General features: G+C 40.0%; 13 protein-coding genes and 1 pseudogene. 10 read left to right on the top strand and 4 right to left on the bottom strand.

The window, feature by feature from the left end:
- Both ACESK1_RS02335 and dnaG read left to right on the top strand, forming a co-directional pair.
- Window positions 1-302 (top strand): annotated as a pseudogene (locus ACESK1_RS02335) (hypothetical protein); the annotation flags it as partial.
- Between the two features lie 97 nt (window positions 303-399).
- Window positions 400-2358, top strand: a complete 1959-nt coding sequence (dnaG, locus tag ACESK1_RS02330) for a DNA primase (protein ID WP_372917523.1) — start codon at window positions 400-402, stop codon at window positions 2356-2358.
- Here dnaG and ACESK1_RS02325 read toward each other — a convergent pair.
- Complete coding sequence (locus ACESK1_RS02325) at window positions 2351-2992, bottom strand: response regulator (protein WP_372917521.1); 642 nt, start codon at window positions 2990-2992, stop codon at window positions 2351-2353. The two genes, dnaG and ACESK1_RS02325, sit on opposite strands and share 8 nt — an antisense overlap.
- Window positions 2993-3111: 119 nt before the next feature.
- Complete coding sequence (gene nadE, locus ACESK1_RS02320) at window positions 3112-3903, bottom strand: NAD(+) synthase (protein ID WP_372917519.1); 792 nt, start codon at window positions 3901-3903, stop codon at window positions 3112-3114.
- Between the two features lie 104 nt (window positions 3904-4007).
- On the opposite strand from nadE, the gene gldB reads away from it, so the two are divergent.
- Genes gldB through ACESK1_RS02305 form a run of 3 tightly spaced genes read left to right on the top strand, consistent with a single transcriptional unit; the run spans window position 4008 to window position 5673 of the window.
- Window positions 4008-4967, top strand: coding sequence for a gliding motility lipoprotein GldB (gene gldB, locus ACESK1_RS02315; RefSeq protein ID WP_372917517.1), 960 nt, complete (start codon window positions 4008-4010; stop codon window positions 4965-4967).
- Complete coding sequence (gldC, locus tag ACESK1_RS02310; protein WP_372917515.1) at window positions 4967-5302, top strand: gliding motility protein GldC; 336 nt, start codon at window positions 4967-4969, stop codon at window positions 5300-5302. The genes gldB and gldC overlap by 1 nt, the downstream gene beginning before the upstream one ends.
- An 11-nt stretch (window positions 5303-5313) precedes the next feature.
- Window positions 5314-5673 (top strand): GTPase, encoded by a 360-nt coding sequence (locus ACESK1_RS02305; RefSeq protein ID WP_372917513.1) that lies wholly within the window; start codon window positions 5314-5316, stop codon window positions 5671-5673.
- Between the two features lie 3 nt (window positions 5674-5676).
- On the opposite strand, the gene yihA is transcribed toward ACESK1_RS02305, so the two are convergent.
- Window positions 5677-6276, bottom strand: coding sequence for a ribosome biogenesis GTP-binding protein YihA/YsxC (gene yihA / locus ACESK1_RS02300; protein WP_372917511.1), 600 nt, complete (start codon window positions 6274-6276; stop codon window positions 5677-5679).
- Between the two features lie 32 nt (window positions 6277-6308).
- The gene (locus ACESK1_RS02295; RefSeq protein ID WP_372917509.1) at window positions 6309-7073 is read right to left on the bottom strand and encodes an alpha/beta fold hydrolase; all 765 of its coding nucleotides are present in this window, start codon (window positions 7071-7073) and stop codon (window positions 6309-6311) included.
- Between the two features lie 278 nt (window positions 7074-7351).
- Here ACESK1_RS02295 and mraZ point away from each other — a divergent pair, with 278 nt between their 5' ends.
- Genes mraZ through ACESK1_RS02270 form a run of 5 tightly spaced genes read left to right on the top strand, consistent with a single transcriptional unit; the run spans window position 7352 to window position 12503 of the window.
- Window positions 7352-7819, top strand: coding sequence for a division/cell wall cluster transcriptional repressor MraZ (mraZ, locus tag ACESK1_RS02290; protein WP_372917507.1), 468 nt, complete (start codon window positions 7352-7354; stop codon window positions 7817-7819).
- A complete protein-coding gene (rsmH, locus tag ACESK1_RS02285; RefSeq protein ID WP_372917505.1) occupies window positions 7806-8702 on the top strand; it encodes a 16S rRNA (cytosine(1402)-N(4))-methyltransferase RsmH in 897 nt (298 codons plus the stop codon). The genes mraZ and rsmH overlap by 14 nt, the downstream gene beginning before the upstream one ends.
- A 12-nt stretch (window positions 8703-8714) precedes the next feature.
- A complete protein-coding gene (locus ACESK1_RS02280; protein WP_372917503.1) occupies window positions 8715-9032 on the top strand; it encodes an FtsL-like putative cell division protein in 318 nt (105 codons plus the stop codon).
- Window position 9033: 1 nt separating this feature from the next.
- On the top strand, window positions 9034-11040 hold the full coding sequence (locus ACESK1_RS02275; protein ID WP_372917501.1) for a penicillin-binding protein: 2007 nt from the start codon (window positions 9034-9036) through the stop codon (window positions 11038-11040).
- Complete coding sequence (locus ACESK1_RS02270) at window positions 11037-12503, top strand: UDP-N-acetylmuramoyl-L-alanyl-D-glutamate--2,6-diaminopimelate ligase (protein WP_372917499.1); 1467 nt, start codon at window positions 11037-11039, stop codon at window positions 12501-12503. Before ACESK1_RS02275 ends, ACESK1_RS02270 begins: the two co-directional genes overlap by 4 nt.
- Window positions 12504-12537: the final 34 nt, after the last annotated feature.

Genomic DNA, 12537 nt, shown 5'->3' with positions numbered 1-12537 from the left:
AGATCGAGACCGACCGAAGTATTCGGTATTCGACCGTAGGAAAGTTAAAAATAGGTTTAGGAGGTTATGCCGGTTTGAATATTGGGGAGCGGCAAAAGCTTAAGTATGAAGTCGATGGGGAGAAAATAAAAGAAAAGCTTAAAAACGACTATAACACCAACGATTTGGTATACGGTGTAAGCGCTTACATGGGATGGGGCGGTGCTACCTTGTACGGAAAATACGACCTGAACCCGATATTTAAAGATCCAAACCGGGAATTACATAATTTCTCCCTCGGACTTCGATTTGATGTGGATTAGCTTATAAATTCATACTTTTGCAGCCCCGGAAAGATATTTTCCGGGGCTTTGTTTTTTCAAAGAAATAATTAATAACTTCCGTGAAAATTATCGCCTTTTGATCTCAAAAACCACCATAGACAATGTGTTCGAAACTGCCCGGGTTGAGGAGGTTATCGGTGACTTTGTTCAGCTTAAAAAATCGGGATCGAATTTTAAGGGCTTAAGTCCGTTTAGTGATGAGCGCACGCCGAGTTTCATGGTTTCTCCCGTGAAACAAATCTGGAAGGATTTCTCCAGTGGAAAAGGAGGTAATGTGGTGGCTTTCCTCATGGAGCACGAGCACTTCACCTATCCTGAGGCTATTAAATACCTGGCCAAAAAATACGGAATTGAGATTGAAGAAACCCAGCAAAACGACGAGCAGAAAGAACAGGCGAACGAGCGGGAAAGCATGTACCTGGTTTCAGAGTTTGCCAATAAATATTTTCAGAAGATCCTTCACAAAACAGACCCTGGAAAAGCGATAGGTTTAAGTTATTTCAAAGAGCGTGGCTTTACTTTAGAAACCATTAAAAAGTTTGAACTGGGTTATTGTCTGGATGAGTGGGATGCTTTTACAAAAGAAGCCTTGGCCGAAGGCTATAAACTAGAGTTTCTCGAAAAAACCGGACTTAGTATTGTAAAGGGAGAAAGACAATTCGACCGGTTCAAAGGAAGGGTGATGTTCCCTATTCATTCTATGTCTGGACGTGTGCTAGGTTTTGGAGGAAGAATTCTTACGAGCGATAAAAAGGCTGCGAAGTACCTCAATTCCCCTGAAAGCGCCATTTACCATAAAAGTAAAGTGCTTTACGGCATTAATTACGCTAAACAAGCTATCGCAAAAGAAGATAATTGTTTTATGGTTGAAGGATATACCGATGTGGTCCAGTTTCATCAAACAGGAATAGAAAATGTGGTCTCTTCTTCAGGAACGGCGCTTACTTCGGAACAGATTCGATTAATCAATAGGCTTACTAAGAATATAACGGTGCTTTTTGACGGGGATGCAGCAGGTCTAAGAGCTTCCCTTCGCGGAATAGATCTTATCCTTGAGCAGGGGATGAACGTTAAGATTTGCACCTTCCCGGAAGGGGAGGACCCCGACAGTTTTGCCAGGAAAAACTCTGAGGTAGAATTAAGGGATTTCCTTGCAGAGAATTCCAAGGACTTTATTCGCTTCAAAGCTTCTCTTTTAATGGAAGAAGCCAAAAATGATCCGGTGAAGAAAGCCGGGTTAATCAGAGAGATTGTTCAGAGTATCTCAAAGATTCCTGATAATATTCAGCAGGAAGTCTACTTGCAGGAATGTTCCCGAATTATGGATATTTCTGAAGAAGTACTGTATTCCAGCCTGGCGCAGTTAACCAAGAAATCTGATGGTCAGTCCCAGAGAAAACCTGCGAGAAAATCTTTTGATGTCGTAAAAGAAGAACAACAACCCGCCGCAAAGGTAGACGAGCAATTTGAGTTGGAGAAAAAAATTATAAGTCTGCTTTTATTATACGGAAAGGAAGAGGAGGAATTTGAGGATCTTCTTTTAAAGGAAAAAGAAAACGGAGAACTGGTTCTGGAACCTGAGATACAAAAGGCCAGAGTATTTGAAAAGATTTTTCTTGATCTTCAGGAAGATGAAATTGCATTCGCTAACCCTGATTTTCAGCAGATCTACAGTGAACTTATTGAACGCCTAAATAGTAATGATTCTCTTGCGATGGAAAATTTCATCAATGAAATAGATGGAGAAAAAGCCTCCGCGATAACACATATTTTGATGGAGGAGGAACAATATGAGTTGCACGATTGGGACCGACAGAATATTTTTGTGAAGACCAAAAAAGAAACTCTTTCGCGTTTGGTGTCTGAAACCATCCTTTCACTCAGGCGGTTTTTGATAAATCAGAAGATAGACGAACTCTCTTCCCAGGTAAAAGCTCCCGATCCGGAAATTGATAGCAGTGCGATACTTCAGGATATAATGGATTATTTGAGTTTAAAGAAGGTTCTCTCAGACAAGTTGAATCGTGTTATGTAGAAGGATTTATTTCGAGCAGTCTGGATCTGGTGATGAGGTCTGCGACATTATCTACATTTAATTTTTTCAGTAAACGTGTTTTGTAGGTGCTTACCGTTTTTTCATTGATATTAAGAGTTTCGGCTATATCTTTATTGCGTTTCCCGGCAGAGATAAGATTTAATACCTCTATTTCGCGAGTAGAAAGCTTTTTGAATTTGGTGATAAGGCTTTTTCCTTTAGACATCCCGTTATTTAATTTCTCGCTTACCTTTTTGCTGAGGTAAATCCCTCCTCTAGCCACCTGGTAGATTGCCGCTTCCAGGGTTTTGGAATCGGTGGTTTTAGAGATGTAGCCCGATGCCCCGGCTTTAATTGCACTTAAAGCATACATTTCTTCTGCGTGATAACTAAAAACGAGAATCCTCATTTCAGAGTATTCCTTTTTTAATTTTCTAATTGCATTGATCCCTTGTATCTCAGGAAGGTCTAGTTCCATGATTAAAACTGTAGGAACCTGCCGGGAGAGAAATTTAAAAAGTTCGTTTCCATTGGTAACTTTACCAATTATTTCTAAGGCAGGATTCATTCGTATGATGCTGCCGATGCCCTCGCTTACCACAGGATGATGATCTGCAATTAGTATTGTATTCATAAAAATAAGTTGGTGTTGGTAAAATAGTATGCTGTAGGGCTAAGCGTACTTTATCTTACTTAAAAATACCTGTTTTCGTGTTAATTATATAAACTTTGAATACTTATTCGATAAACTGATTAGTTTTTAAGATGAACGGGAATCTTACAGACAGGTATGGGATTGATTTTGTGCAAATTAGCTCTGTGTCTATTTTGGTAGATTTGAAAAACCTCTTTATATCTTCCGGAAAAATCACCGGCAGTTTTTCCTTTTTCAGCCTCCAGCATTGCCCATTCCAATTCGTCATAAGACGCGCCAATTTGCTCCTCATCGGTTGGGCTGTCATTAAACAGCCCGTCTGTTGGGGCAGCATTTATTATTTCTGAAGAAAGATTAAGATATTCGGCGATCTGATATACTTCGCTCTTCATCAAATCTGCTATAGGGCTAAGGTCAACTCCGCCATCGCCATACTTGGTGAAAAATCCTACACCAAAATCTTCTACTTTATTTCCGGTTCCTGCTACCAGGTAACCATGAAGACCGGCAAAATAATAGAGGGTGGTCATTCTTAAACGGGCACGGGTGTTGGCAAGACTTAAAGCCAGGTTATCGGAATTTTCAGCATTTGGAACTGTTTCTTTAAAATTATCAAAAACCGGAGTAAGGTTTACTTCCAGATTGCTCACATTCGCAAAATGATCCTTCAAAAATTGTATATGCTTCTGGGCTCTATTCACCTGATTTTTTTGCTGGTGGATTGGCATTTCCAGGCAAAGGGTGCGCATTCCGGTTTTGGCGCAAAGTGCAGAAGTTACTGCCGAATCAATCCCTCCGCTAATTCCTAAAACGAAACCATTCATATTGGCCTTGGTGGCATAATCTTTTAACCAGTTAACTATATGATCTGCTACTTTATCAGTCTGCATAAATTTGGGTGGATTAGTTTGTAAATAATACCTTTGTCTCAAAACTACTATTTAAACGTAATTTATAAAAGCCCCCGGCGTTAAAGCCTTCATAAGAAAGTTATATGATTAAGAAATTGCTGTTGTTTTTCACTGTTTTGGCTTTATTTTCCTGTGAAAATAAGTCTGAAACAGAGAAGGAGATTGAAAAGGTTGAAGTCGATTTTGACGTAATCCGTTTTGACGAGAAATTTGCCGAAGCTTCAACGGAAAGCCTTCCTGGACTTAAAGCAGAGTACCCTTATCTTTTTCCGGAGCAATTTGGCGATGAGGTTTGGGAAGAGAAATTAAGCGATACTATTCAACAGGAAATCAATGATGAGGTAGCCAGCGCTTTTCCCGATTTTTCTCCGGTTGAGGATGAACTGCACAGGTTCTTTCAACATATAAAATATTATTTTCCCGCATTTGAGACTCCTGATGTTATTACCATCACTTCTGAAGTAGATTATAAGAATAAGGTGGTAATCGCAGAGGATAAACTTTTTATCGCCCTGGATACTTATCTTGGGGAAGAGCATCATTTTTATATTGGACTTCAGGAATACTTGAAAAAGAATTTCAGGAAATCTCAAATTCTTCCCGATGTTGCCCAGGCATACGCCGAAAAATATGTTCCCAGACCGCAATCCCGAACTTTTCTCGCGCATATGATCTACTATGGGAAAATGCTTTACCTGAAAGATTTATGGATTCCTTTTAGAAGTGATGCCGATAAAATCGGTTACGCTCAGGAAGAATTGGAATGGGCAGAAAGCAATGAAGAACAGATCTGGAGACAGTTTGTGGATAATGAATATATCTTTGACACCGATTCTGAATTGTACACCAGGTTTTTATACCCGGCACCCTTCAGTAAATTTTATCTCGCGCTGGACAATGAATCGCCAGACCGTTTGGGACAATATATCGGCTGGCAGATCGTAAGAAAATACATGGACAGGAATGAAGTTTCGGTAGAAGAAATGTTGAAAACCGATGCCGAAACGATTTTTAACAAGGCAAATTATAAACCAAGGAAATAATGGCGTACAAGAAATCTGAAATAAATATAGAAGTAATAACCGACGAAAATCAGGTTCCGGAAGAGCTTTACTGGAGTGCTGAAGACGGCGGTATTCACAAAGAGGAAGCCAAAGCTATGATGCTTTCGGTTTGGGACAGTAAACAACAGGAAACCTTGCGAATTGATCTTTGGACCAAGGATATGCCGGTAGATGAAATGAAAAAGTTTTTCCATCAAACACTGGTTTCTATGAGCGATACCTTTAACCGCGCCACCCAGGATCAAAAAATGACCGATACTATGAAAGATTTTTGTGATTATTTCGCTGAAAAGCTGGAAATTACCAAGAAATAAATTTTATTCCTTTGGAAAAGCTACTCTTTGTTTATAATTCCTTCTCGGGTAGGCATAACGCGTTTTTAGATTCTCTTCTGAAACTAGTGAGGCCTAAGTACCAACAGTGTAAATTATATGAACTTACCCATGGTGCTTTTTCTGAAAAGAAAGCATGGAAGGAATTCAGGCAAAATTCAGGGATTGAAATGGAATTTCTGCATTTGGATGAATTCAGAAAGAAATATGCTTCGAAATTCGGATATAAGTTTACTTTTCCCATTGTTTTATGGGAAGATGAAAGGGAGTTGGGTATTTTAATTTCAACTGAAGAGCTTGCAGAATTAAAAAATGTAGAGGAATTAATTGGGCTTATTAAAACACGAGCTTGAAGATTATTCCAATTGTTGGTTAACCGAATCGATATATCCCAGGATTTCCTCTTTGCCTAGTCCCGAAGTTGCCGAGCTAATAAAAAACTGCGGCATTTCTGCCCAGTATTCAAGCATTTCGGCCTGGTAATTTTTAATGTTGGTTTCCAGGGCTTTGGGTTTAAGCTTATCGGCTTTAGTAAAAATAATACAGAAAGGAATCTGGTTCTCACCTAACCATTGCATAAATTCGAGATCTATCTTTTGGGCATTGTGGCGGCTATCGATAAGTACAAAGGCACATATCATTTGTTTCCGCTGGGAAAAATAAGCTGTAATGAATTTTTGAAAAGTCCTTTTAGCCGATTTTGAAACCTTTGCGTAACCATATCCCGGAAGATCGACCAAATGCCAGTTCTCATTGATTAGAAAATGGTTGATAAGCTGTGTTTTCCCCGGTTTTGCTGATGTCTTTGCGAGGGATTTTCGTTCGGTTATCATATTAATTAGCGAAGATTTCCCCACATTACTTCGGCCTATAAAGGCATATTCAGGCAAGTTCGAATCCGGGCATTTGTCAACCCTGGAGTTGCTTACCACAAATTCAGCCGATTTGATTTTCATCAGAAATTATTTTTAGTCCGGTTTGGTGCTAATTAGAAATTGCGTTCTTGTAACCATCCATTCAGGAGCTCATTAAAAAGCTGTGGATGTTCCATCATCGCGGCGTGACCGCATTTATCGATCCAGTAAAGGTCGGCATCAGGTAAAAGGCGTTGAAAATCCTCGGCAACTTCAGGAGGGGTAACATTGTCATCTTTTCCCCAAATAATGCAGGTTGGAGTTCGCATCTTTGGTAGATCCTTAGCCATATTGTGTCTAATGGCACTCTTAGCAATAGCAAGGGTTTTAACCAGTTTATTGCGGTCGCTTACGGTTTCATAAACTTCATCTACAATTTCTTTGGTAGCAACTTCAGGGTCGTAAAAAACGTTTTGTGCTTTTTTCTTTATGAATTCATAATCACCACGCCGGGGATAACTTTCTCCCATTGCGTTTTCGTATAAACCGGAACTTCCCGTTATAACGAGGGCTTTTACTATTTCGGGATAAAGTTTGGTAGTGAGGAGACCAATATGTCCTCCCAGGGAATTTCCCAATAAAATAACTTTATCTAAGCCCTTGAAATCTACAAATTCTTTAACGTATTTCGCGAAAGTGCCCACGCTGGTCTTTAGAAGAGACATGGAGTATAAAGGCAATTCAGGAATTAAAACTTTATAACCCTTAGCAGGAAAATAATCAATAACACCATCAAAATTACTCAAGCCACCCATCAGTCCGTGTAAAATAACTATTGGAGTTCCTTCTCCTTTTTCCAAGTATGTGAATTTACCCTCTTGCCTTAAATTATTTTTCATTGATAGCCTTTGCGGTTAGCAATCGCAAATATAGCGATTTCGATACAAGTATAATCATTTTTGAGAAATAGCAAAGGCAATTCCCCATAGCATTTAACAGGATTAGAGGTCATTTTTAACACAAAATTTTAGGAAAAAACCAAGGCTCTGAAATCTAACCTCATAGGTGTATTCAAAAGTCTTTCAGTGGAATAGGATGGGAAATTTATCAACAATGTGGTAAAAAGTGGTAAAAAGTGGTAATTTTTTCAATATATTTGACTTTGAAAATCTAACTAGTGGTAAATCTCATCGGAACATATGAATGCAAGGTTGACGCTAAGGGCCGTTTGATGGTGCCTTCAGCGTTAAAGAAGCAACTTGCTCCAATGTTGCAGAAGGGATTTGTATTGAAACGAGCCGTTTTTCAGCCTTGTTTGGAACTGTATCCCATGGAAGAATGGGAAAAACTAATGGTGAAAATAAATGGTCTTAACCGTTTCAAAAAGAAGAATAACGATTTTATCAGAAGATTCACTGCCGGGGTTAAAAGTGTAGAGGTTGATGCTAATGGCAGGTTACTTATACCGAAAGATCTTGTGAGTTTTGCCGGAATTGAAAAGGAAATTGTTCTCAATTCGGCGATTAATATTATTGAGATCTGGGATAAAGATAAATACGAAGAGGCTATTGATGAGTCTACCGAGAATTTTGCCGACCTGGCTGAAGATGTAATGGGAAATGACGACTTCGATGGAATATCATAATCCGGTTTTATTAAAAGAATCTGTGGACGGTCTCAATATCAAAGAAGACGGGATTTATGTTGATGTCACTTTTGGTGGCGGCGGGCATTCCCGGGAGATTCTTAAGAGACTGGGGCCTGAAGGGAAGCTTTTCGCTTTCGATCAGGATAAAGACGCTTTACAGAATAAAATAGATGATCCGCGATTTACGCTTATCAGCGAGAATTTTCGGTTTATCAAGCGGTTTTTGAGGTTCTACGGAATAAAGCAGGTGGATGGTATTCTGGGAGATTTTGGGGTCTCATCTCATCAGTTTAATGAGGCTGAACGGGGTTTTTCTACTCGTTTCGACGCTAAACTGGATATGCGAATGAACCAGGATAGCAAGTTAAGTGCCTTTGAGGTTATCAATGAATATACTGAAGAGCAATTAAGAAAACTCTTCTATCAATATGCCGATTTGAAAAATGCTCCGAAGCTTGCAAAAATAATTGTTGACGCCAGGGAGCAGAAAACAATTGAAAGTAGTGAGCAGCTAAATGAGCTTTTGAAGCCGCACCTCTTTAAGGGTAAAGAAAATAAAGTCCTGGCGCAGATCTATCAGGCGATAAGAATAGAGGTGAATCAGGAAATTGAAGCCTTGAAAGAATTTTTGAAACAAACTGAAGAGCTTGTGGTAAAAGGTGGGCGAATTAGCCTTATCTCATATCACTCCTTGGAAGATCGTTTGGTGAAGCGCTTTATTAGAAGCGGATTGTTTGAGGGTGAGCCGGAAAAGGATTTCTACGGAAATATTTCGGTTCCTTTTAAAAAGGTGGGACGGCTAATTGTTCCTTCCAAAGAAGAAATTGAACGTAATAGTCGTGCCCGTAGTGCGAAATTGCGTGTAGCTAAAAGAATTTAAAACCTTAAAGCAATGAAAAAGGGTTTTTACAATCTTCTTAGAGCAAATTTCCTAATTAGTCGCGATGCCGTTAATAATTGGAGGTTCATTGTTTACTGCACGTTGCTAGCCATTATTATGATAGCTAGTTCCCATAGTGCTGAGCGAAAAGTGCATGAAATAGCCCAATTACATAATGAAGTGAGAGAATTGAGAAGTGAATTTGTAGACAGGCGTTCTGCCCTTATGAAAATAAAAATGGAGTCTACAATTACCAGAAAAATGAGTGTCAGAGGGGTTGGGCCATCAGAAACACCACCCTTTAAAATAAGAGTAAATATAGCTGAGTAAAATGGCAATAACCGAAAAAGGCATATTAAACAGGTTGTACTTCGTGGCGGCCTGTATGTTTTTGTTTGCGGTTGGCGTAAGCGTCAAGCTTCTTGATATTCAGTTTGTAGATGGTGAGCATTATAAACAACTGGCTGAAGATCGTACCTATCGGAATTTTAAAATCCCCTCTAACCGTGGAAATTTATATGACTCCAATGGAAGTCTGCTTGCTACTTCCATTCCCAAATATGATATAAGGTTTGATGCGGTAACTGTTTCTGATAAAGATTTCCGGGAAAATGTGGGGCCGCTTTCCAAAGAGCTGGCTGCTATGCTGGGAAATTCAGCTTCCTATTACGCACAGAAATTACGCACGGCCAGAGCTAACAAACAGCGTTATTTTTTAATTACAAGAGGTCTTGGCTATTCAGATTTTCTTAAGCTGAAACAGTTTCCAATGTTCAACCTGGGAACTTACAAAGGCGGGATGATCGTGGAACAACGTACCGTACGTGAACATCCGCTCGGAAAAATGGGAGAGCGAACCGTAGGTTATGAACGTCAGGATGATCAAGGCTATTTCACACGTGTTGGCCTTGAGGGAGCCTACAGCTCTTTTTTGAGAGGAACCGATGGCCGCAGACTGAAACAAAAGATAGCCAAAGGACAGTGGAAGCCCATCAGCGATAATAATGAAGTTGAGCCAAGAGACGGTTATGATGTTATATCTACTATAGATGTCAATATTCAGGATATTGCTCATCATGCGCTTTTAAAACAACTGGAAAAATATGAAGCCGATCACGGCAGCGTAGTAGTGATGGAAACCAAAACAGGGGAGATTAAAGCTATTTCTAATTTGGGAAGAACCTCGCAGGGAACTTATTACGAAAAGTTGAATTATGCCGTAGGGGAATTACATGAGCCGGGTTCAACTTTTAAGTTGATGGCCATGGTTGCTGCTCTGGACCACAAGGTAATTGATACCGGCGATGTGCTGGAAACCGGCAATGGTCGGCTTCCCATACGAGGCAGAATGGTTAGGGATTCCAAACATGGTGGTTATGGAGATATAAGTGTTGCTAAATCTTTTGAAGTTTCATCCAACGTGGGCGCCGTGAAAGTAATTTATGATAACTACAAGGAGAACCCCCAAAAGTTTATTGATAAAATCAATTCGATGAACCTCAATGAGCCATTAGGTCTTGATATTAAAGGAGAAGGTGTTCCGTACATTCCGCAGCCGGGCGATAAAAAATGGTCAGGACTTTCCTTACCCTGGATGGCCTACGGATATGGAAGTATCCAGATGACGCCGCTGCAAACACTTACCTTTTATAACGCCATAGCCAACAATGGGGAAATGGTGAAACCGCGATTCATAAAAGAGGTAAAAGAATGGGATAAAACCATTCGAAAATATGATAAGGAAGTGATCAATCCAGCGATTTGTTCTCCGGAGACACTTGCAAAAGTTCAGGAGATGCTTAAAAATGTTGTGGAGCGTGGAACGGCTAAAAGCCTGTATTCTCCAAATTTCTCCATGGCTGGGAAAACAGGAACCGCTCAAACCGAATACTGGATGGATGACTGGGCCTCAAATCGCCGCTATATTTCATCTTTCGTAGGATACTTTCCTGCTGAAAATCCTAAATATACCAGTATAGTGGTAATCCATAAACCCGATAACAAGGTCGGTTATTATGGAGCCGATGTAAGCGGGCCCGTTTTTAAGCGTATTGCGCAAAAGATCTATACCGACACGCCTATTGAAGATGAATTGGATTCTATAGAGGTGGAAAATGAAATTATAGAAGATGATTTCGAAAAATACTACACCAAGATTCAGAATGAAAAAATAATTATGCCCGATGTTGTTGGGATGCCGGCAATGGATGCGGTCTCACTTTTAGAAAATCTTGGTTTGGAAGTGAAATTCCGTGGAAAAGGTAAAGTGAAATCCCAATCGGTTTCTGCAGGGCAGAAGATCAAAAATAACCAACAGGTAAATCTGCATTTAAGTTGAAGATTTTAAAAGACATATTATACAGAGTTTCGATGGAGGCTGTTACCGGGAATACTTCGGTAGCAGTGAATAACATTCAGTTTGATTCGCGAAAAGTAGAATTAAACGATGTTTTTATAGCCATTCGTGGAACGCTTTCCGATGGTCATCAATTTATTGAGCAGGCGGTAAACCAGGGAGCATTGGCAGTGATCTGTGAAGAGTTGCCTAAAAATATTGTCAACGGAGTCACTTATGTGCAGGTTAGTGACTCCCAAAAGGCATTGGCCTATATGGCGGCGAATTTCTATGATAATCCTTCAGAAAAATTAAAGCTGGTAGGAGTTACCGGCACTAATGGAAAAACCACGATTGCAACTTTATTATATCAGCTTTTTACGAAAGCCGGTTTTAAAGTTGGTTTGCTTTCAACGGTAAAAGTAATGATAGGAGACAAGAGTTTCGATGCCGTAAGAACAACCCCCGACTCTATAACCATAAATTCCTATTTAAGGCAGATGAATGATGAAGGAGTGGAATTTTGTTTTATGGAAGTGAGTTCTCATGGCATCGCTCAACACCGAACAACTGCGCTTGAATTCAAAGGAGGGATTTTTACCAACCTGTCGCATGACCACCTTGATTACCACAAGGATTTCGCGGAATACCGTGATGTGAAGAAACGATTCTTCGATGAATTACCGGTTTCGGCTTTTGCTCTTACCAATATCGATGATAAGAACGGCCTGGTAATGCTTCAGAATACCAAAGCGGTTAAATATACTTACGCTTTAAAATCTTACGCCGATTATAAAGCGCAGATCCTGGAAAATCAGTTCACTGGATTGTTGCTGAAGGTGAATGGCCAGGAACTCTGGACTAAACTAATCGGGAGTTTCAATGCCTATAATATTCTGGCAATTTATGCCACTGCTGAATTGCTTGGCCTGGAAACCCTTGAAACCCTGAAAATCATCAGCGAACTGGATTCGGTGAGTGGAAGGTTTCAGTATATAATTTCAGATAAAGAAAAGATCACCGCAATAGTAGACTATGCACATACACCTGATGCACTTAAAAATGTGCTCGAGACCATAAACAGCATCAGGACAAAGAATGAGAAATTGATCACGGTGGTTGGCTGTGGAGGAGACAGGGATAAAACCAAGCGGCCTAAGATGGGGCATATAGCTTCGGCCTTGAGCACTGATGTGGTTTTCACCAGCGACAATCCAAGAACCGAAGATCCCGATAAGATTATAGAAGAGATTGAAGCCGGAGTGGAACCTCAGAATTTCAAAAAAACCAATGCGGTAACCAATAGGAAACAGGCGATAAAAACCGCCTGCCAAATGGCTGCCAAAAACGATATTATCCTCATTGCCGGAAAGGGGCATGAAACCTACCAGGAGATCAATGGGGAAAGATTTGATTTTGATGATCTCAAAATAGTAGAAGAATTTTTAAAGCAATTAGAAAAGTAAGAATCGAGCCTGCCCGGGCAGGAGTTAGACAAGG

The organism is Salegentibacter sp., assembly GCF_041642575.1.
In the GTDB taxonomy this organism is placed as follows: domain Bacteria; phylum Bacteroidota; class Bacteroidia; order Flavobacteriales; family Flavobacteriaceae; genus Salegentibacter.
The sequence above is the reverse complement of the archived record's forward strand: the minus strand, read 5'-3'. Positions and strand labels throughout refer to the sequence as shown.